Raw genomic sequence first — 21,364 nt, forward strand, 5'->3', positions numbered from 1 at the left:
GGGCGATCCGCGGGCGTCTGGCCGATAATCAGGAGACTCCATCCTGGGGAGGGGTGGGGGCCGGTTGCGCGCATCGAGGGCGGCAACTTTCGTTTGCCCCACCTTTTCCATAGCATTCGGCCAGGAATCACTGTCCGCCTACACTCTTGCGGACCACCCGTTTTGATGCGAAAGCCAGAAGTCCCATGTCGGTGAAGAACGCGTTCGGCGCTGCGACGGAATTGAAGACGAGCAGCGGATCTTTGACCTATTTCAGCCTTCCAAAGCTCGCCGCGCAGGGAGTCGGGAACGTCGACCGGCTTCCCTACTCGATGCGGGTGCTGCTGGAGGCCTGCCTCCGCAATGTCGACGATTTCGTCGTGAACGAATCGGACGTGGTCGCCGTCGCCCAGTGGGACGCCAAAAAGCCGGGTGAAGTCGAAATCCCGTTCAAGCCGGGCCGCGTCGTCCTGCAGGACTTCACCGGCGTTCCGGCCGTCGTCGACCTGGCCGCCCTGCGGGCCGCGATGGTGCGGATGGGGGGCGATCCCAGGAAGATCAACCCGCTCGTCCCGTGCGACCTCGTGATCGATCACAGCGTGCAGGTCGATGCATTCGCGTCGTTGGACGCGCTGCAGATCAACCTCGATTACGAATTCGAGCGAAACAAGGAACGCTATCAGTTCCTGAAATGGGGGCAGCAGGCCTTCCGGAATTTCCGCGTCGTCCCTCCGGCGACCGGCATCGTGCACCAGGTCAACCTCGAATACCTCGCGACGTGCGTTCTGAAGGAACCGCGCGGCAACGGAATGGCCGTCTTTCCCGACTCCCTCGTCGGAACGGACAGCCACACCACGATGATCAACGGCCTGGGCGTCGTTGGCTGGGGCGTGGGCGGTATCGAGGCCGAGGCGGTCATGCTCGGCCAGCCGATCTACATGCTGCTGCCCGAAGTCGTCGGCTTCAAACTGACGGGCAGCCTGCGCGACGGGGCGACCGCGACCGACCTCGTGCTGACTGTGACCCAAATGCTGCGGAAGCACGGCGTCGTCGGCAAGTTCGTCGAATACTACGGCGCCGGCCTGGAGCATCTGTCGCTGGCCGACAGGGCGACGATCGCCAACATGGCCCCCGAGTATGGCGCGACGATCGGCTTCTTCCCGGTCGACGCCGAGACGCTGCGGTTCATGGAGCGGACGGGGCGTCCGAAGGACCTGATCAACCTGGTCGAGGCCTATTACAAGGAACAGGGCCTGTTCCGGACCGAATCGTCGCCGGAGCCCGTGTACTCGGCCACGCTGTCCCTCGACCTGGGAGACGTCGAGCCGTCGCTGGCCGGGCCGAAGCGTCCGCAGGACCGCATCACGCTGAAGGAGATGAAGTCGTCCTGGCACAAGGACCTGACGGGGGCGTTCGGCAAGAAGACTGCCACGGCGCCGGTACAGATCAAGGACTCGAACGGCATGGCCGGAAGCGCCATCACCGACGGGGCCGTCGTGATCGCCGCGATCACCAGCTGCACCAACACGAGCAACCCCTCCGTCATGATCGGGGCGGGCCTCGTGGCCCGGAACGCCCGGAAACGGGGCCTGAAGCGGAAGCCATGGGTGAAGACGTCGCTCGCCCCTGGAAGCCGGGTCGTAACCGACTACCTGCGCCGGGCCGGCCTGAACACCTATCTCGACGAGCTCGGATTCAACCTCGTCGGCTACGGCTGCACGACCTGCATCGGCAACAGCGGTCCCCTGCCCGATCCGGTGTCGAACGCCATCACCGAAGGGAACCTCGTCGCCTCGGCCGTCCTTTCCGGCAACCGGAACTTTGAAGGCCGCGTTCAGCCGCTGGTGAAAGCGAACTACCTCGCCAGCCCGCCGCTGGTGGTGGCCTACGCCATTGCCGGAACCACGGACATCGACCTCGTGAAAGAGCCGCTCGGCCAGGACGAGGCGGGGAACGACGTGTACCTGAAGGACATCTGGCCGACGCAGAAGGAAATCGCCGACACGATCGCGTCGTCGATGTCGCCGGAGACCTTCGTGACAGAATACAGCCATGCGTCCGCCGGCCCGCCGGAGTGGCAGCAGGTCCAGGGCGGAACGGGCGACCTGTACACTTGGGACGAGGCGAGCACCTACATCCACGAGCCGCCGTTCTTCGTCGACATGCCGAAGGTCCCGGGGGCGATCAAGTCGATCGGCGGCGCCCGGGTGCTGGTGAGCGTCGGCGATTCGGTGACGACGGACCACATCAGCCCGGCCGGCAACATCAAGAAGGAATCGCCCGCCGGCGAATACCTGCAGTCCCGCGGCGTGAAGCCGATGGACTTCAACAGCTACGGCGCCCGCCGCGGAGACGACCGGGTGATGACGCGGGGGACCTTCGCGAACATCCGCCTGAAGAACCTGCTCGTCCCCGGTAGCGAAGGAAACGTGACCGTCCATCTGCCGACGAACCAGCAGATGTCGATCTTTGATGCGTCGCTGAAGTACAAGGACGCGCATACGCCGCTGGTCGTGCTGGCAGGGAAGGAATACGGCACGGGCTCCTCACGCGACTGGGCGGCCAAGGGGACGTACCTCCTCGGCGTGCGGTGCGTCATCGCCGAAAGCTTCGAACGCATTCACCGCTCCAACCTGGTCGGCATGGGCGTTCTGCCGCTGCAGTACCGCCCGGGTGAATCGCGCGAAACGCTGGACCTGGACGGCACCGAGATCTTCGAAATCGCGCTCGATGACTCGCTGAAGCCGCGGCAGGCGGTGGAAGTGACGGCCCGGAAGTCGAACGGCGAGGAAGTCCATTTCGTGACGACCTGCCGGATCGATACGCCGGTGGAGGTCGAGTACTACCGCCACGGCGGAATCCTGCACAAGGTGCTCAGGGACCTTGTGAAGTCCTGATTGGGCCGGCGAAAAGTCGTTGACACACAGGCCCGGACTTCTGACGTCCGGGCCTGTTTTCATTCAGGGGGCAGGCGTTTCCGTGTCTGCCGCCGGCTGCGCGGAAGCCTCCGGGGACAACGCGTGCGCCGCTTCGGCTTCATCCTTGCTGATGAGACCGTCGTGGTCGGTATCCACGGCGTCGAAGCGGGCGCGGGGGCCGAGGAACTCGCGCCAGCTGATGTCGCCGTCACGATTGCGGTCCATCCGCTGATACCAGAGAGGACCGCCCAGGCGTGTGCGGCGGACTCCGCCGGTGGTCCCCGTCATCGGCATGGCCGCGGGCGTGAATTCCATTCCTTCCGGCATCGCGAAGGCCATTGTGAGCGTGTACTTGCTGACGAAATCGCCCGGGTCGAACTGGCCGTTGCCGTTGCGATCGAAGGGCTGCACCCGTTCGCGGAGCGTCATCATTTCGCGAGGCGACAGGCGGTTGGTGCGGTCCGCGTCCATGACCTGAAACAGGCTGACGACGTCGTCGCTGAAGGTCATCACGACGCGCGTCTGCGACAGCTGGCTCATTGTCTGGAAGTACTCGCGGATCTCGTCCGTCTTCACCATCCCGTCGTGGTTCAGGTCGACGGCCGTGAACGGTGAGTTCGTTCCCAGGCCGGCGAACTCCGCTTCGTCGAGATAATCATTCTTGTCGCGATCGAGCGTGCGGGCCTTCGTGAGGAATAGGCTGACGGAATTGCCGGCAAACCCGCGGTTGTCGAACAGGTTGAGCTGCATCGGCACGTCATCCACCCTGGCCTCCCACTGGCGACGTGAGACCGTCCTGCCGGGAACGAGCCGCGGCGACTTCGGAATCGTGGTCGTCAGGACCGGAGGGAGACCGCGGCCAACCTCGCGCCAGGCGGCCGTCAACTCGATGTCGATCGCTCCGTCGGTGATCCATTTCCTGAGTTCATTGTCATCGAGGCGTCCGTCGTTGTTCGTGTCGAATCCGCCGGCGCCTTCCTTGAGTCCACAGCGGGCGGCTTCGATGCCCTCCGCGACCGCATAGAGCTTTTTCATCTCCGCGAGCACCGGGGCCAGGTCCGACGGCGGGGCGACCAGGAACACGCGACTCCCCCGCCCTTCCTCGGCAGCCTGCTGGCGCTGGGCTTGGCGGACCGACTGGGGAAACGGCTGCAGCTCGGCGACGCTCAGCGACTCATCGTCATCCAGATCGTACCGGGCCAGCGCCTTCGCTGATTCAGCCACTTCCTCAAGCGAAAGGACGCCGTCGTCGTTGACATCGAGCGCGTCGAGAAGGCGGACGGTCTGGTCGGCCCGGGGGGCCTTCATTTCGACCGAAAACAGCGGCCCGAGCTGGTCGTCGATGTATTTTCTGAGTCCCTCCGTCGTCAGGACGCCCTCCGTTGCGAACGACTGCGCGGCTGCCGCCCCGCCCCCGCCCACGCGACGGAACATCGGCAGGTAGGCCTGCTCGGCCGCTTCCAGCTTTCCGGACTGATCGGCATCGAGACGTTTGAAGAGGCCATCGCAGAATGCGTCGCGGACCTGCCGGATCGAGTGCGACCCGGTTTCCAGCCGGATCCCGACGAGCACCGGGCCCGCCGGCGCCAGGAGGACGACGCGCTGCGCATCGGAAGGGCCAGGGGCTGCTTCCTGCGCCAGCACCGGCCCGTTCAGCAGAGCGAACGCGAACAGGAGCCCGCTGGCCCAGGCGTCGAGCGTTCGATTCACGGTTTCGTCTCCCTGCGCGCAAGCCACCCGGCGAAAAGCACCAGCCCCACTCCATACGCACCACGGCGCGACACCGTTGGATTGTGCCGCGCCGTAGTGGAGCTGAACAGGTTGAACGGGGCGCCGCTCTGGTCGGCCCGGGGCCGCGTCAGTCCTTCGAGGCCGGGAGGGCGCCCGCCTTTTGAAGGAGGTTATGAGTGATCTTCTGGACCCGGGCATCCGGACCGTGCGGGCGGCTCCAGTGCGACCAGGGGAGCGTGTGGCCCGGGGGCATGCTCAAGTCCTGGCACCAGAAAATGGTGGCCGCGTTGAACACAAAATTGTTCTTCGGGCCCGGGTAGACAGTCGCCGCCCAGGCCGATCGCGTCACGCCCCCGACCCAGGCTCGCCCCTCAGCGACGACTTCCAGTCCCGGAATCTCCTGCGCCGGGCGAGCGTGATACTCCCAGCCCACGAGTCCCGGAATCCGGTCACCCTTCTTCACTCCCGTTCCTTCGAAGACCCAGTGCCCGGGGTTGGTGATCGTCCAGTCGCCCCCGCCGTTGATCGGCTCAGGGTTCCGCGCGCCCATCAGCAGGCCCTCGTCCGGGCCGCGTTCGGGAAACGGCCCATGCTCTTTCTCCCGTTCTTCGGCGTAGTCGAGTTTCGCGCCGTACGGGCCCCCGCGAAAAATGATGCGATTTGGCCGTCCGTCGCTGCTCGCGCGGAACGGCGTCACCCAGCACACTGAATTCCCCGAGAAGAACATCAGGTTGACGCCCTCGTCCCGCATTTTCGACACGCTGTTGAACTGCCGGATGTCCCAGTACTCATCGTGGCCGACGCTCAGGAACGATTTGCATTTCAGCCCGCGGTCCGGCGTGAGCATGTCGCTGTTCGAACAGTACGTGACGTCGTACCCATGCTGTTCAAGGAAGTACGACATCGGCTGTTCGAACGACAGGAACTCCCCCGATCCGACCGAGAGCGGATCGTTCACGATCGCGTTGTACTGCGACTGCCGGCCATAAGGACGATCGAAGCTCACGTCCGCCCACGGCCCCTGCCCTCCTTTGGGATGGGTGTAGACGGAATAGTTCGTGGGCCAGCGGTTGTAGGCCTGCCACGTATTGTCCGAGCACTGGAACAGGATGTCCGCCGGCCGGTCGTCGCGGACGATGAAAATCACATAGCTCTGCCAGTAGGGATCATCGGCCGACTCGGGGAGCGTCGTCAGCCGGCCAAGGTAGACGCCGCTCAGCCAGTCGGCCGGAATTGTGAGTTGAGTCGACGCCTTCCACTGGCATTCGTGCAGGTTCTTCTCTCCGGGCCTGGGAACGGGCTGTGCGATTCCCTGCAGTGGCCCGGTTTCCTGTATCAGCCGCGCCCCTTTTCCTCCGTAGTAGCCCGTCCGGAAGAACTCGACCTTGTACTTCGACGGCGGATCCGTGGAGACGAAGATGTCGAGCGATTCTCCCGCTTGGACGCTTTGCTTCGAGCAGTACCCTTCGATCGCCGGCGACCGCATGCCGTCCGATTTGTCGAGTCGCACCCGCGTGAGCTGCCAGTCATCCGAACCGGGCCTGGCGTTCTCCTGCCGGATGAGCGGCGAGGGCGCTGCCGAAAGCTGCGTGGAAGCGGTCAGTACCACGCAAAGTGTTACTGCAACGCGGGTTGAAAATTTCATGTTGAGAGTCGGCAGGGAGGCAGCGTGAGGGCGACACGCGTCGCAGGTGGGCCGGAGCACCCGGCCGCTCCCAGTTTGCATACTCCAGGCGATTTGTCGATTCCCGCCCTCCTTTTCGCTCAGCGGCGCAACCTCGCCCGTGCTATTGGGGGGAGCGCCGTTTCGTGGGGAGTGAGATCCGTGGAGAACTCAGGCTCGATCGCGGTCCGGACCACCCTTGTGGCGGGAATCGAGGAAGAACTCGGGGCGAGGAGTACAGAACCCCTCACAACAGCGCGCGCCTCGCTCGGTCGACCTTCAGTTCAGCCCGAATTCCTTGATCTTGCGGTACAGCGTCCGCTCGCCGATCCCCAGCAGGCTCGCGGCTTCTTCGCGCTTTCCCCCGGTCAGGCTGAGCGCCTGCGTGATGTAGTACTTCTCGACTTCTTCCATCGGACGACCGATGAGGAAATCGGAACCGTTCGCCCCCGGTGGCTGGCCTTCGACTCCCGCGGCCGCGAACGGCCGGATTTCGTCGGGCAGGTCGTCGACGTCCAGGAGGCCGTCGGTATCGAGCGCGATCATCCCTTCCACGACGTTTCGCAGCTGCCGGATGTTGCCCGGCCACTCATACGACATCAGGGCCTGCCGCGCGGCCCGCGACAGCCCCTGCACTTCCCGGCCGTAACGCTGCGAGAATTCCTTGATGAAGTGGTCGACCAGCAGCGGGATATCGGCCCTGCGGTCGCGGAGCGGCGGCAGCGAAATCGAAACCACGCTCAACCGGTAATAGAGGTCCCGGCGAAACGTCCCCTTCTCCATCGCGGCCTTGAGGTCGGCATTCGTCGCAGCGACGAGCCGAACGTTGATTGTCTTTTCGTCGTTCGAGCCGAGCCGCGTGATCTTGCGATCTTCGAGAACCCGCAGCAGCTTGATCTGCGTCTCCATCGGCATTTCGCCGACTTCATCCAGGAACAGCGTTCCGCCGTTGGCGTATTCGAATTTGCCGATGCGCTTCGTGGCCGCACCGGTGAACGCTCCCTGCTCGTGCCCGAAGAGTTCGCTTTCGAGAATGCTCTCCGGCAGCGCGGAAATGTTCAGCGGGACGAACGGCTTGTTCTTGCGAGGCGAGTTCTGGTGCAGCGCACGGGCCGCCAGTTCTTTGCCGGTTCCGCTTTCGCCGAGGATCAGCACCGAGGCTTCCGTCGGCGCCAGTGCCCGCAGCTGGTCGATCACCCGCAGCATCGCCGGGCTGTTGCCGATGACCCCTTCGAATCCGAACCGCTCATCGAGCCGGCTTGCGAGCGCCGCGTTCCGGCGAATCAGGCGGATCCGCGACGCCGCCTTCTCGACGGCCGTCCGCAGTTCCTGGATGTCGAGTGGTTTCGTGAGGTACGTGTAAGCCCCCCCCTGCATCGCGGTGACGGCCGAATGAATCGAGCTGTGACCGGTGAGGACGATCACCTCCGCTTCCGGCAGCTCCTCCTTCGCCTTGCGGAGGATCATCAACCCGTCGACATCCTCCATCTTGAGGTCGGTAATGACGATGTCGAAGTTTTCCGCCTCGATCTTCTCGATGCCCTCGTTTCCCGAGCGGGCGATCGAGCACTCGCACCCGACTCGGTCGAGGCTTTCGGCGACCGCGTGCGCATGGGCTTCGTCATCGTCGACGATCAGCACGCTGATGGTGACGTTGGGAAGGTCGGCTTCGACGGCGGGGTTCGGAGGAGACACGGAATGTTGCAGGTGACGAGGCTGTGATCTGCGTGACGGTGGGCGTCGCCACGATACCACGCATCCCCGCGGGACACGAACGACGAACGGAAGGAGGTGGGGAGTGAATTGCCCGGGCGACGGGGACGGGCGCGGATCCCCCCGTCGCGTCGGTTCGGACTGTCTGTCCCTCGGCGATCCAGGGAGCCAGACACCCTCGCGGGTGTCAACGGGCGTCGATTGCAGCGGGCGGCAGACCGGCGAAGATTGCCAATCTGGCCTTTCCGAAATCTTCAGGAACATCCTAGAAACCGCCTCCCATGACTGACACTCCGGCCTCCCCATCCGGTCCGTCGCCGCGACCGGCGGTGCGCGCCGTGCACATTCCCGTGTTGCTGAAAGAGACTCTGGCAGCGCTGGACCTGCGGCCCGGGATGACGGTTGTCGATGGAACGGTCGGGGCCGGCGGACACAGTCGAAAAATCCTGGAGGCCATCCGGCCCGGCGGCACGCTCATCGGCGTGGACCGGGATTCGATGATGCTGCGACTGGCGGCAGAGAACCTTGGTGAATCGCCGGATGTGGTGCTGAAGCAATCCAGCTATGCGGAACTCGATGCCGTCCTTGATGAACTCGCCGTTCCCGCGGTCGACCGCGTGCTCGTCGACCTGGGCCTCTCCTCCGACCAGTTGGCCGATCGGGAGCGGGGATTCGGCTTCAAGGCGGGTGGCCCGCTCGACCTGCGGTTTGACGTGCGCCACGGGCAGCCGGCCAGTGAACTGCTCCGCACGGCCGACGTGCAACAGCTCACGGACATTTTTCGCGACTACGGCGAGGATGCGAACGCCCATCGGATTGCCCATGCCATCGTGCAGGGGCGCTCGAAGTCGCCCATCGAAACAGCGGAGCAACTGGCCCGGGTCGTGGAACAGGCCTCGCCGGGACGACGCGGAGACACCCACCCGGCGACGCGCGTCTTCCAGGCGCTGCGCATTGCCGTCAATGAAGAACTCGAACAACTCAAGCGATTGCTCGGCGACGTCGCTCCGCGTCGGATTCGTTCCGGCGGGCGGCTGGTCGTGATTTCGTTTCATTCGCTGGAAGACCGATACGTCAAGGATGCCTTTCGGGAGACAGAGCGATGGGAACCGCTCACGAAGAAGCCGGTCACGGGAACACCAACCGAAGAACGCCTCAACCCGCGGTCAAGATCGGCGAAGTTGCGGGCCGCCGTCCGGCGGTAAGCCCGCGGCCCGTGGTCAGTGAACCCGTCGCGGCGGCCCTGCCCCCGCGAACCCGGTTCGACTCACAGGAATGGCTGGCGTCTCGCCAGCCTTCAGCCCGCAGCCTGTGGCTGAAACGCGGCGGCGCCGCGGCCGTGGCCGGGATGCTCGGTTGTCTGGGCTGGGTCGGCTTCCAGCAGATGCCGAGCCGTGCCGCAGCATCGACGGCTTCCGAAGAGGAATTCGTTCTCGCTGGAGAGACGGCCGGCGCTCCCAAAGCGGAATTTGTCGCGGCGCCGCAAGGTGAATCCGTTGAGGAAGCGGATCTCGCCGTCTCCCCCTTTGACCGGGCTCCAATCACCCGTCGCATGGCGCCCGCTGTCGAGGCCGTGGATCATTCTGCCGCGACTCAGGACGAAAATCCCTTCGCCGCATTCGCGCCGCCAAGGCAGCAGACCGCGATGGCCCCCGAGGAGAGTCCGTTTGCGGCGCCTCCTTCGCGAATGGCCAAATCGCGCAGCGCAGGCGAAGGCGTGGTGACGCTGGCCTCCAACGAGACCGCGGCGCCCATGGGGGAAGCGGTCGGAAGCTTTGAAGTCGCCGGGCAGTCGGAACCTGCCGTGACGATCGTTACGCCGGAACCGATGCCGTCGGCAGAACAGGCGACGCCGAATGACGACCCGTTTGCCGCCTTCAGCCCCCAGGGAGCAGCCCCGGCGCAGCAGGTGAGCAGCGTGCCGGGGTCTTTTGGAGCGCCGGCGGAGGAAGCACAGGCGGAAGCCCAGTGGACGACTGCCCAGGCGGCCCCTGCGATGCAGGCGGTGACGCCAGTGCAGTTCGAGCCGGAACCTGTTCCGCTGCAGGTTCCGGCCCAGTTTGAGCCCGAAGCCCGTCCGATCGGGACGAGCAACGGCTTCGCCGCTGAGCCGGCCCCGTCACCGGGAGAGCCGAAAGGCGAGGCCGCGTGGCCTGCCTTCGAGCAGCAACCAGCGCCGATCGAGCCAGCCGCGCCGGCCCGGCGCGCCAAGGCGGAGCCCCCCTACTCTCCCCGGGTCGGAAACGCGGAACGCACGAGTTTCAACGTTCCGCAGCCTGCCGCCGGGATGAACGATCCCCAGGACGAGACGCTGCACGTGGTCCAGCAGGGGGAGACCTACTGGAGCATCGCCCGTCAGCACTATGGGGCCGGCCGATACTTTCAGGCACTGGCGGAATACAACAAACCGCGAATCTCGGACCAGCAGTCGCTCAAGCCGGGGATGAAAGTCCTCGTGCCGTCGGCACAGACGCTCGATACGCGGTACGGCAAGCTGATGCAGGCCAGCGGGCATGCGAAACCCCCGGCGAAGCCGCAGGCCGGACTGCGATTCAATGCCCAGGGGGAGCCCTACTACATCGTTGGCGAGGGAGACACGCTGGGTGAAATCGCAACGCGCTATCTGGGCAAGACACTCCGGTCCGAAGAGATTTACCGGATGAACCAGGAGCAGCTGCCGAACCCGAATAACCTCAAAATGGGCATGATTCTCGTGATGCCCGCCGACGCCGCGGAAACTGGACCGGCGAATGCAATTCCAGGACGCCGATAAGGGCTGAAGGGCGCGCGGTGTCTCGCGAGCGGCCTGTGGGGACGGTCCCGCGGGCCGGGCCCATCAGTTTTGATCGAGGTTCGGGCAGATGGAACCTGGTTCGAACGCCTCTGCCCATCTGCTGCGGTTCGGGGCGGCCATGGCCATCCTTGTTGCCATCGCTCTGGCCGGAGTGGCGCTCGAGCAGCGAAGCCTCGAACTGTCGCGGCAATTCAGCCTGCAGACATTTCGGGCCGATCGACTGGAACAGGAGGCCGCCGCGTTAAGGCTGCGCATTGAAGAACTGCAGACGCCGCAACGACTGATGGAAGCCCGGCAACTGCAAGATCGCGAATCTGTTCGCATGGGATCGGCCGAGGGCCCGAATGGGCTACGGAGTCGCCGGTGAGCGGGCTTCGCCGACAGGCACGGTCGTCGCGTCTGCGCAGCGATTTCATCGCCTGTGGCCTGGTCGCGCTTTGGGCCGTCATTGCCCTGCGGCTGATTACCGTGCAGGGCTTTGGGAACGTCGCGTCGGCTCGGTTGGCGCGGCGGCAGCATGCGTTTGTCGAGGTGTTGCCGGCCCGCCCGGGCGACATTTCCGACCGGGCCGGCCGCTTGCTCGCGACCTCCGCACGGACCGAAAGCCTGGCAATCGATCCAAGCGCCGTGGAAGAGCCGGCCCGGGTGGCAGGGCTTCTCGCGGGCGTCCTCAACCTCGACGCCGAGGCGCTCACGCAGCGGATCGTGGCGTCGCACGAGAAGCGGTTTCTGTGGGTGAAACGACGGCTGAAACCGGAGGAGGCCGACGCCGTCCGATCGTTGGGGCTGCCACCGGATGTCTGGCACTTCCGCGTTGAATTCGAGCGCATTCTCCCGCAGGGACCGCTGGCCGCACATGTCCTCGGGAACAGGGACATCGACAACCACGGACGAGGCGGTGTCGAGGAAGGACTGGAGCGACTACTGGTCGGCAAGGACGGCGAACGCACCCTGCTGCGGGACGCGCGGGGGTACGTGATCGACGTCGACAGTTCGAAGACGATCGAGCCGCGGCATGGGCATCACGTACGCCTGACGATCGACTCGCTGCTGCAGATGCAGGTGGAGGCGAGGCTCTCGAAGTTGATGGAGGAATGCCGGCCGCTCGGGGCGTGCGTCGTGGTGCTCGACCCGAAAACGGGGGAAGTGCTTTCGATGGCCTCACGGCCGGAAATGCCAGTGCTCAAAACGCCGGCTTCGAGAGATGAAGAGGCGGCTTCGGATGGGAGTCTGAGGGGCGAGGACGGCAAGAAGCCGGGGGTCTCGGACGCAGCGTCCGATCAAGGCCCGGCAGATCACCACGCTGAGGCCAACGGATGGCGGAATCATGCGATCGCTTCGATGTTCGAGCCGGGCTCGACGTTCAAGCCGTTCATCGTGGCGGCGGCGATCGACCGGGGCGTCGTGCAGCGGGACGAGGAATTCCACTGCGGCCACGGTGCCTACCGCATGGGGCGGCGCGTGCTGCACGATCACCACAGCTACGGGCCGCTGAGCGTCACCGACATCCTCGTGAAGTCGAGCAACATCGGGATGGCGAAGATCGGTGAGCGGCTGGAGAACGACGGACTCTTCGCCGCGGCATCGGCCTTCGGTTTCGGACGCCCAACCGGAATCGAGCTGCCGGGAGAACTTCCCGGCCAGCTCAATCCGTTCGCAAAGTGGACGAGCTACTCGACGGGTTCAATCCCGATGGGCCAGGAGATCGCGACGACACCGCTGCAGGTGGCGGCCGCCCATGCGGCATTGGCCAATCACGGCACATACCTCACCCCGCACCTGCTGCTGCAGGTCGAGGGGGACCGCGTCGAGAAACCGACAGTCATCGGACGCGACCTCGTGTCCCGCGAGACGGCCGACTGGCTCGTTACCGGCCCCATGCTGGAAGTCGTGACGCGCGGGACCGGAAAGAAAGCCCAGATTCCAGGGTACAGCGTCTTCGGAAAGACGGGCACGGCGCAGAAGCTCGATCCGAAAACCGGCGGGTACTCGCATTCGCGACATATCGGGTCGTTCGCCTGCGGAGCGCCGGCAAACGACCCGCGGGCGCTCGTGCTGATCGCCGTGGACGAACCGACGGCGGGGCCGAGCACCTACGGTGGGATCGTCGCGGCACCGGCGGCGGCAGACGTCCTGAAGATCACGCTCGACTACCTCGGAATTCCGCCCGACAAACCTGAGGAACTGGAAGTGAAGGCGAAGAGCCGACGCCGGTAGAGCCATTAGCTTGAGAACACCGCGTGCAGATTTTTGTGGCCCTATGCCGCCGGTTGCTGCTGCGTGACGCAGTGAATCGCCCCCAGGCCCCACACGAGCTTCGTGCAGTCGATGCCGACGACAAGGCGCTCCGGGAAGAGCCGCTGCAGGGTCTCCAGGGCGACCGCGTCGTTCTTGCAGCGATACGTCGGCACGAGAACGCGGCGGTTCGCGATGTAGAAGTTGGCGTAGCTCGCGGGCAGACGCTGCCCATCAAATTCCACGGGGGACGGCATCGGAATCGTCACGACGTTCAAGGGCCGGCCGTCCTGGTCCTTCATGGTTTTCAGGCGCGCGAGATTCTCGGCCAGCGGCTTGTGGTTCTCATCTGCCGTGTCCTCCTCGACGACGGTCACGACCGTGTCCGGCGAAACGAAGCGCGTGATGTCGTCGACATGGCCATCGGTGTCATCGCCGATGATGCCATCACCGAGCCAGAGGAAGTGGCGGATTCCGAGATAGTCGCGCAGGTAGCCCTCGATCTGCTCCTTCGTGAGGTGCGGATTGCGGTTCTTGTTCAGCAGGCAGGCCTCGGTTGTCATCAGCGTGCCACGCCCGTTGACGTCGATGGAGCCCCCTTCCATGACGATGCCCGCCTCGAACCGCGGAATGTTGAACTCGGCGGCGACACGGCCGGGAATCGTGTTGTCGAGGTCGTACGGAGGGTACTTGTCCCCCCAGGCGTTGTACTTCCAGTCGGTGATGGCTCGCTCACGGCGGCCGTCGACGTCGCGGACCACGAAGATGGGACCGTGGTCGCGGCACCAGGCGTCGTTCGTCGGGTTGTGGTGGAAGCTGACGGCGGCGACGTTGACGCCGGCCTCTTCCAGCAGCTTCCGCACGCCGGCTTCCATGTCGGGGCCGGCAACGTTGATGCGGACCTTTTCGCACTCGGCGAGGAACCGGGACATCTCGACGAAGATGCCGGGCACTTCCTCGAACGCGCCTGGCCAGCTTTCGAGCTTGTGGGGCCACGACAGCCAGGTCGCTTCATGAGGCTCCCATTCAGCGGGCATGCGGTAACCGAGAGCGGCGGGCGTCTTTGACATCAGCGGGGACGAGAATGGCTTCGTTGAGGGGCGGTGTTCGAGACCGGGAGGCAGCATTGTAGCGCCGCGCCCTGATGAGGAAAGCGGTTGAGCCGCCTCAGCCGATCGTAACGATTATGCGGCTTGCGCTGGGGTGACCGGCGTCCCAACCCGCAAAGACGATGTCTTCGGACGGCAACGCGCCGTTACGGCTCGCGCAGACTGCCCTTGTTGCCTTCTGGAGACACCAATGTCGACCGGAAACGACAGGCCGGTCCATTCCGCGACATAGACTTGAGCGTTCGGCCTGCAGGGAGCCATCGCGCGGCGTTTGCGCGCGGGCCGAACGCTACGGCCCTCCCATCGCCCATGGCGTACTTCCTGTTCCTCCTTGCCAACGCCGCCCTGTTCGTTCGCCCCGCCGAGCTCTTTCCGGCGCTGGGGAACATCCAGGTTTATCTGTATTTGATTGTCGCGGCGATCCTGGCCGGAATCGGCGGCATCTGGAACCAGGTGCGTTCCGACACGCTCATCCAGCAGCCCATCAACCTGTGCATGCTCGGGCTGACGGCGTCGATCGCCATCTCCCACCTGACGAACGGCGCCATCTCCCTTGCTGCCGAGGGGCTGTTCAACATGGTGAAGGTGCTGATGTACTTCCTGATGCTGGTGTCGGTTGTGAACACCGTTCCCCGGCTCAGGCAGTTCCTTCAGCTCACGGTGATCTGCTCGTCGGCAATGGTGCTCCTCAGCGTTATCGACTACCACGACTTCGTGGCGGAATGGAGCAACCGGTCCGACCTGTACGCCGTGCGCGAGCTGGAGAAAGACCTGCCCGACCAGGCGCCGAAGCTGCTCCGCCATGTGACCGACCTGAACGGCGAGACGCCGGACGGATTGCCGGTGTGGGTGTTCCGGCTTCGCGGACTCGGGATGTTCCACGACCCGAACGACCTCGCCTCGCTGGCGGCCGTCACCTCAGTGATCTCGCTCTATTTCCTCACGGACCCCACCGTGGCCGGGGTGCGATTCCTGTGGCTCGCTCCACTGGCGTTGATGACGCACGCGGTGCTGATGACGCATTCTCGTGGCGGCATTCTCGCATTTGGCGTCGCCTGCATGGCCTGGCTGGCCGTGAAGTACGGCGGCAAGGTGGCCATGGCCATTGGTGCCATGGGGGCGGCCGCCGTTCCCGTGGTTCTCGGCCGGCAGGGAAACATCGAGATCTCGGGGGGGACCGGACAGCAGCGCATTCAGCTGTGGGCCGAAGGCCTCGAGCAGATCCGATCCGTGAAGCTCCCTTTCGGCATTGGAGAGAACCGCTACCACGAAATCTCCGGGCTCGCCGCGCACAATTCCTACGTGCATGCCTACGTCGAACTCGGATTCCTTGGCGGAACGATGTTCTTCGGCTGCTTCCTGTTCGCGGCGTGGGCGTTCTACCGCATCAAACGCGACCGAATCGAGATTCTCGACCCGGAACTGCGACGCATGATGCCCTACATCGCGGCCATGCTGGCCGGCTGGTGCACCGGCATGGCGACCCTTTCCCGCTGCTATGTGCCCCCCACTTACATGATCGTGGGCGTGGCGGCGGCCTACATCAACCTGGTCGGTTACTACCGGCGGCGTCCGCAGCCGATTATCGCCCTCGATCACCTCGTGGCCCAGCGGTGGGTGCTGTGCAGTATCGGGCTTCTCGCCTGTTGCTTCGCGTTCGTCCGCGTGTTTGCAAGATTCGGGTGAACTGATGAGCAACAAGACTCCTGTGATCAGCGTCGTCATGCCCGCCTACAACGCGGCGGCATTTGTTCAGCGCGCCATCAACAGCGTCTGGTCGCAGACGCGCTCCCCTCTCGAACTGATCGTCGTCGACGACGGCTCGAGCGACGACACCTCGGCCGCAGCCCGTGCGGCTGATCCTCGGACCGTGGTGATTCGCCAATCCAATGGCGGTCCGGGCGCGGCCCGCAATCGCGGGGTGAAGGAATCGAAGGGGAACTGGATCGCGTTCATCGATGCGGATGACGCCTGGCGACCCAACAAGCTCGAGCTCCAGCTGCCCCACATGGAAGGCGGCAATACGGACGTCGTGTTCAGCCAGGTCGTCGGGCCGCTGGAACGCGACAACCCGAAGAAGCCTCTCACCTTCGACGACCTGTGGGACCACAACTACATCGGCCTGTCGACGTCGGTCGTTTGCCGGGAGTCGTTCGAGAAGGTCGGCGGCTTCGATGAAGACCGCGGCGTCCTCGGGATCGAGGACTACAACCTGTGGCTGAGAATGGCGTCACGCGGCGCGAAGTTCACCTTCGTGAAGGAAGAACTCGTCGAGTACACGCCGGCTCCAGGCAACCTGTCGTCGAACTACTGGAAGATTGCTCAGGCGGCGGTGCGGAATGCCGAGAAGGTCGCCGAGTTCAGCGGGATGCCGCAGAAACAACTGAGCACCAAGCTGGCGGCCATCTACGCGGAGTACGGAATCGCCCTGCTCTACGACCGCGACCTTCCCGCGGCACGCACTTACCTGCGTCAATCCCTCAAGCATCGTGTCGACGGGCGAAACGCGTTGCGCTGGATGTCGACCTTCGCTCCAGCCCCGGTGTTGAATCTCCGCCGGACTCTCCTTCGGACCTTCTCCCAGTTTCTTTCATGATCGATCCACATCAGGAGCAGGGACCGACTTCGCCTCCCGCCGGTGCTCGACCGGCGAGACTGTCGGTGCGCGCCTGGAACGGCCCGGACCTCGATGCCGGCCTGCTGGTCTGGCGGGAACTCGAATCGCGGCTCGGCAACGTGCCGATGATGTGTTCCCACCTGTGGACATCGGCCTGGCTCCGCACCTACCGGGACCTGATCCCGTCCACAATCCTGACCGTGTCCCACGAGGGTCAGACGGTCGGTGCCGCGCTCATCACGCGTGGAGCCGGACAGAAGGCGGGACCAATTCCGCTCAGGACGCTGCACGTCGGGACTGCCGGTGAGCCGCTCGGGCATTCGGTCTGTGTCGAATACAACGGCCTGCTGGCTGTGCGCGCCCACCGGCCGGCGTTGATCGCGGCGGTTCAAGCGTGGATGAGCGAACAATCAGGCGTGGATGAAGTCCATCTGAATGGCTGGGCGGCCGAGGAGATCGCAGAGTGGAACTGGCCCGCCGGGCCGACCGAGAGCCGCATTCGCGAATGCCGCTACTTCGACCTTGCGAAGCCGCGTGAAGCAGGACTTGAGCCGCTGGAACTGCTCGGACGCAGCACGCGGCAGAACCTGCGGCGGCTGTTGCGGAGATATGGCGCGATCGAGACGACGTGGGCCGAGTCGCTGGAAGAGGCGGACGATGTCTTTTCGGAGATGGTGACCCTGCACCAGGCCCGATGGGTGGCGTCTGGCCAGCCAGGCGCCTTTGCGAGCCATCGCTTCGAAGGCTTCCAGCGGCAGATGCTTGTGCAGGGCTTCGACGACCGGAAGGTCGTGTTGTTTCGAGCAAGGCACGAAGGCGAAACGGTCGGTTGCCTGATGCTGCTGGTCGACCGCGGCCGACTGCTGGACTACCTGTCCGGCTTCGCCTCTTTCGAGCAGAAGCCGAGCCCGGGACTCGTCACGCATTACCTGTGTCTTTCCGAGGCCGCCCGGCGCGAATATCGGGCGTACGACTTCCTTGTCGGCGAAAAACGCCACAAGGACAACCTTTCAACGGACGCACAGCAGCTGACATGGGCGACCTGGCGGCGGCGGACGCTGCGGAATTCGACCATCGATCTGCTCAAGGGCCTTAAGAAGTTGCGGGACCGGACACGACGTTCGCCGGCCGCTGACGCCGGTTTGTCGCCTCCGTCGCCCACCAGCGCGACGCCGATCCCGATGGAATCTCCAGAAACCCTCGCTGCAACCGCATCTCCAACATGACGACTGCCACGCTCTCAGAACCGACATCCTCCGCGAACGGCGCCGGTATTCCGGACGCCGCCAGGCATCGCGTGCGCCCGGGCGTGCGTCCGATCCATGTCTGCCACGTCAGCATGACGCTGCGCACCGGCGGCCTCGAAAGGCTGCTCGTCGAATTCGGGCGGCTCGCCAATCGCGACCGGTACCTGCTGGAGTTCGTGTCACTCACCGACGCCGGTCCGCCTGCAGACGACTTGCGGGCACTCGGCGTGCGCGTCCGGTCGCTCGGCTTCCCGAAGATCGGAAAAACCGAGATCTACCGATCGCTGAAGACCCTCTTTCGCGAACGCTCGATCGATATCGTGCATACCCACAACACCTATCCGCATTTCTACGGGACGATGGCCGCAGTGTCGGCCCGTGTGCCTGTGATCGTGAATTCGCAGCATGGACGCGGCTGCGGCAACGGCTGGAAGGATCATCTCCAGTTCGCCATCGCGAATCACTTCGCCGATCGTATCGTCGGGGTTTCGGAAGACGCGACGCAGCTGTGCCGCCAGCAGAATCCGGCTGCGGCATCCCGCATGATCCGGCTGTGGAACGGCATCGACGTCGGGCGGTTCCGGTTTGCTGGTCCGGCTGGCGGCTGCACGGCGATCTCGGTCGGCCGGCTGTCGAGCGAGAAAGACTTTGCGACCTTGCTGCGGGCCACGGCCATCGTGAAGAGCCGGGTTCCGGAGTACCGTCTCAAGATGGTCGGGGACGGGGCCGAGCGCGCGGCGCTGGAATCGCTTTGCACGGAACTGGACATCACTGACGTCGTAACGTTTCTGGGCGAACGGCATGACGTCCCTGCCCTGCTGACGGAGGCAGGCTTCTATGTGGCGTCGTCGCGAACGGAAGGAATCTCGCTGACGATCCTCGAAGCAATGAGCGTGGGACTTCCTGTGGTGACGACTGCCGTCGGCGGGAGCCCGGAGATCGTCGAGGAGGGAGTCACTGGCCACCTCGCGCCGGCTCAAAACCCGCAGGCCCTCGCCGATGCGATGATCCGGATGTGCGAACGCCGCGGGGAATGGCAGGCGATTGGCAGTGCCGGACGGGCGCGCGTCGAACAACACTTCAACGTGCGAACGATGATGAACGGCTACGAGCGGCTCTACGAAGAACTGCTCGAGAGCAAAGGAGTCCACCGATGAGCGACTCCCGTAAGAAGTCGGCAAACGCCGATCGTCTCCGCGTGGCGCTGGTTGGCTGCGGCCAGATCGCGGATGCGCACCTGCAGGAGATTGCGAAGATCCCCGGTGCCCACGTTGTCGCGACCTGCGATGCCTATCGCGACCTCGCGATGCAGGCGGCGGCGCGGTTTCAGGTCCCTGCGTATTACGAAAACCTGGCCGACATGCTGGCCGAGGTCCGGCCCGAGGTCGTCCATCTGGCCACTCCCGCCCACACGCATTTCGAGCTCACCCGCCAGTGCCTCACCGCCGGCGCCAACGTCTACGTCGAGAAGCCATTCACACAGGACGCGAGAGAAGCGGAGACGTTGGTCGCCATCGCGAACGAGCGGGGCCTCAAGGTCTGCGTGGGACACGACCAGCTCTTTGACCCGGCCTGGCTGGCGCTCAGGCAGCGGGTCGACGCGGGCGAGATCGGTGGTGTCACCCATGTCGAGTCTGTCCTCGGATATCCGATCAGCGGCCAGTTCGGTTCACAGGTCGCAGGCGATCCCCGTCACTGGGTGCGGCGTCTGCCGGGAGGTCTGTTCCAGAACACCATCTCCCATCCGCTCTACCGGATCACCGAATACCTGCCGGATGACGAGCCCGAGATTGTCGCGGCGTGGGCCCGTCGAAGTCCGTTCGATTTTCCGACGGAGTTGAATGTTGTGGTGCGCGGTGCGAGCGTGACCGGGACGCTCACGTTCTCGAGCACGATTCCGTCGCAACGGGTGACGCGAGTCTACGGTTCGAAAGGCGCCCTGGAAGTCGATCTCGATGGACAGGTCGTGCGTCGGATCGGACCCTCCAGGGCGCCCGGCGCCTTCGCCAAGCTCCTCACTCCCTGGGCACAATGGCGCGACGCGGGACGGAACCTGCGGCGGAACCTGTGGCGGTTCGCAAGGGCTGACATTCACTACTTCGCGGGCCTCAATGGACTGTCCGAGCGGTTCTACGCTTCCATCAGGGACGGAGGCCCCGCTCCCATCTCTCCGGCGGAAATCGTCCGGGTCACACGGTTGATGGACCGCATTTTCGAAGAGTGCCGCGCCCGCGACGGCCAGGCCCCAGAGGCGCCCCGAACATTGGAGGCCAGCTCCCCTCCCCCGCAACGGCAACTGGAGTCAGTGCGATGAACACGCTCGTGACCGGCGCGGCCGGATTCCTGGGGCGGCGGCTTGTTCGTGAACTGGCCAGCGAAGGGATGGCGGTCCGCTGCTTCCTCCGCGCCTCCAGCAGATCGGACGAGCTTCGCAGCTTCGTCGGCGAGGACCTGTGGCCGAACGTTGAGATCGTTCGCGGAGACCTGATGAACCCGGCCGATTGCCGGGCGGCGATTGACGGAATCGACGTCGTCCATCACGCGGCCGCCGGTTTGACGGGCAGCACCGCGGTGATGTTCCTGAACACGGTCGTGCCGACGCGGCGGCTGATCGCTGCATGCCTCGAACAGCCGGTGAAGCGGTTCGTGCTCGTGAGTTCGCTGGGCGTGTACGGGGCCGCAACGCTGAAGCGAAACGGAGTTCTCGATGAGAGCTGTCCGGTCGATGCGGAGCCGGAGCGGCGCGACCCTTACACCTATTCCAAGGTGGTGCAGGAACAGGCGGCCTGGGACGCCTGCCGCAACCACGGACTGCCCCTCGTCGTGATCCGCCCGGGAGTGATTTACGGGCCGGGACGCGGGGCTCTCAGTAACCGCATTGGCCTGCAGATGGGTGGCCGGATGTTCCGCATCGGCGGAGGACGGCAGCTGCCGTACGTGTATGTGGACCATGTGGCGACCGCGATGCGGCAGGCGGGCGTGGAGCCAGGCATCGTCGGCGAGGCGTTCAACGTTCTGGACGACGAGCTCCCGAGCGGGAAGCAGGTTCTCCGGATGTATCGCCAGGCCGGACGGCGGGTGAAATCCGTCTGGATTCCGCAAACGGCGATCGGCCCCCTGTCATCGCTTTATGAGCGCTACAGCAGGTGGTCCGGAGGACAGCTACCGGGCGTGATCACGCGCTACCGGACAGATTCGATGTGGAAACCGCTGAAATTCACGAACACCAAGGCCAGGGAGCGTCTCAAGTGGTCCCCGCACCTCCCGTTTGCCGAAACGTTCCAGAGATCGATTGCGGAGTGAAAGGCAGAGTTTGGGCCAGGTGTTTTCAACGATCGAAGTTCGGCCGGTGAGTTCC

At 64.8% G+C, this 21,364-nt stretch carries 15 protein-coding genes; 11 read left to right on the forward strand and 4 right to left on the reverse strand.

Annotated features, from left to right (window positions below; translation table 11 throughout):
• The first annotated feature begins 185 nt into the window (after nucleotides 1-185).
• Nucleotides 186-2,876 (forward strand): aconitate hydratase AcnA, encoded by a 2,691-nt coding sequence (gene acnA, locus Pan44_RS16660; protein WP_145031134.1) that lies wholly within the window; start codon nucleotides 186-188, stop codon nucleotides 2,874-2,876.
• Nucleotides 2,877-2,939: 63 nt separating this feature from the next.
• Here the strand turns inward: acnA and Pan44_RS16665 are convergent, their stop codons facing one another.
• The 3 genes from Pan44_RS16665 to Pan44_RS16675 all read right to left on the reverse strand — a co-directional run bounded on the left by Pan44_RS16665 (nucleotide 2,940) and on the right by Pan44_RS16675 (nucleotide 7,986).
• Nucleotides 2,940-4,607: an EF-hand domain-containing protein gene (locus tag Pan44_RS16665; protein ID WP_197453391.1), complete on the reverse strand. Its 1,668-nt coding sequence runs from the start codon at nucleotides 4,605-4,607 to the stop codon at nucleotides 2,940-2,942.
• A 148-nt stretch (nucleotides 4,608-4,755) separates the two neighbouring features.
• The gene (locus Pan44_RS16670; RefSeq protein ID WP_390620538.1) at nucleotides 4,756-6,273 is read right to left on the reverse strand and encodes a N,N-dimethylformamidase beta subunit family domain-containing protein; all 1,518 of its coding nucleotides are present in this window, start codon (nucleotides 6,271-6,273) and stop codon (nucleotides 4,756-4,758) included.
• Between the two features lie 297 nt (nucleotides 6,274-6,570).
• On the reverse strand, nucleotides 6,571-7,986 hold the full coding sequence (locus tag Pan44_RS16675) for a sigma-54-dependent transcriptional regulator (protein WP_231754083.1): 1,416 nt from the start codon (nucleotides 7,984-7,986) through the stop codon (nucleotides 6,571-6,573).
• A 299-nt stretch (nucleotides 7,987-8,285) separates the two neighbouring features.
• On the opposite strand from Pan44_RS16675, the gene rsmH reads away from it, so the two are divergent.
• The 4 genes from rsmH to Pan44_RS16695 all read left to right on the forward strand — a co-directional run bounded on the left by rsmH (nucleotide 8,286) and on the right by Pan44_RS16695 (nucleotide 13,015).
• Nucleotides 8,286-9,209 carry a 16S rRNA (cytosine(1402)-N(4))-methyltransferase RsmH gene (gene rsmH / locus Pan44_RS16680; RefSeq protein ID WP_145031137.1) on the forward strand — a complete coding sequence of 308 codons (924 nt, stop codon included), beginning with the start codon at nucleotides 8,286-8,288 and terminating at the stop codon, nucleotides 9,207-9,209.
• Between the two features lie 11 nt (nucleotides 9,210-9,220).
• Nucleotides 9,221-10,777, forward strand: a complete 1,557-nt coding sequence (locus Pan44_RS16685) for a LysM peptidoglycan-binding domain-containing protein (protein ID WP_197453392.1) — start codon at nucleotides 9,221-9,223, stop codon at nucleotides 10,775-10,777.
• Between the two features lie 88 nt (nucleotides 10,778-10,865).
• Nucleotides 10,866-11,165 carry a hypothetical protein gene (locus Pan44_RS16690; RefSeq protein WP_145031139.1) on the forward strand — a complete coding sequence of 100 codons (300 nt, stop codon included), beginning with the start codon at nucleotides 10,866-10,868 and terminating at the stop codon, nucleotides 11,163-11,165.
• A complete protein-coding gene (locus tag Pan44_RS16695; protein WP_145031140.1) occupies nucleotides 11,162-13,015 on the forward strand; it encodes a peptidoglycan D,D-transpeptidase FtsI family protein in 1,854 nt (617 codons plus the stop codon). The genes Pan44_RS16690 and Pan44_RS16695 overlap by 4 nt, the downstream gene beginning before the upstream one ends.
• 41 nt (nucleotides 13,016-13,056) lie before the next feature.
• Here the strand turns inward: Pan44_RS16695 and Pan44_RS16700 are convergent, their stop codons facing one another.
• Complete coding sequence (locus Pan44_RS16700) at nucleotides 13,057-14,103, reverse strand: agmatine deiminase family protein (protein ID WP_197453393.1); 1,047 nt, start codon at nucleotides 14,101-14,103, stop codon at nucleotides 13,057-13,059.
• Between the two features lie 348 nt (nucleotides 14,104-14,451).
• Here Pan44_RS16700 and Pan44_RS16705 point away from each other — a divergent pair, with 348 nt between their 5' ends.
• The 6 genes from Pan44_RS16705 to Pan44_RS16730 are packed head-to-tail and all read left to right on the forward strand — an operon-like array spanning nucleotide 14,452 to nucleotide 21,309.
• Entirely contained in the window at nucleotides 14,452-15,828 is a 1,377-nt protein-coding gene (locus tag Pan44_RS16705; RefSeq protein ID WP_145031141.1) for an O-antigen ligase family protein, read from the forward strand.
• Between the two features lie 4 nt (nucleotides 15,829-15,832).
• On the forward strand, nucleotides 15,833-16,738 hold the full coding sequence (locus tag Pan44_RS16710; RefSeq protein ID WP_145031142.1) for a glycosyltransferase family 2 protein: 906 nt from the start codon (nucleotides 15,833-15,835) through the stop codon (nucleotides 16,736-16,738).
• Nucleotides 16,735-17,985 (forward strand): GNAT family N-acetyltransferase, encoded by a 1,251-nt coding sequence (locus Pan44_RS16715; protein WP_145031143.1) that lies wholly within the window; start codon nucleotides 16,735-16,737, stop codon nucleotides 17,983-17,985. The genes Pan44_RS16710 and Pan44_RS16715 overlap by 4 nt, the downstream gene beginning before the upstream one ends.
• Nucleotides 17,982-19,163, forward strand: coding sequence for a glycosyltransferase (locus Pan44_RS16720; RefSeq protein ID WP_145031145.1), 1,182 nt, complete (start codon nucleotides 17,982-17,984; stop codon nucleotides 19,161-19,163). Before Pan44_RS16715 ends, Pan44_RS16720 begins: the two co-directional genes overlap by 4 nt.
• Nucleotides 19,160-20,320 (forward strand): Gfo/Idh/MocA family protein, encoded by a 1,161-nt coding sequence (locus Pan44_RS16725; protein ID WP_197453394.1) that lies wholly within the window; start codon nucleotides 19,160-19,162, stop codon nucleotides 20,318-20,320. The genes Pan44_RS16720 and Pan44_RS16725 overlap by 4 nt, the downstream gene beginning before the upstream one ends.
• A complete protein-coding gene (locus Pan44_RS16730) occupies nucleotides 20,317-21,309 on the forward strand; it encodes an NAD-dependent epimerase/dehydratase family protein (protein ID WP_145031149.1) in 993 nt (330 codons plus the stop codon). The genes Pan44_RS16725 and Pan44_RS16730 overlap by 4 nt, the downstream gene beginning before the upstream one ends.
• The last annotated feature ends 55 nt before the right edge of the window (nucleotides 21,310-21,364 follow it).

Source organism: Caulifigura coniformis (assembly GCF_007745175.1).
In the GTDB taxonomy this organism is placed as follows: domain Bacteria; phylum Planctomycetota; class Planctomycetia; order Planctomycetales; family Planctomycetaceae; genus Caulifigura; species Caulifigura coniformis.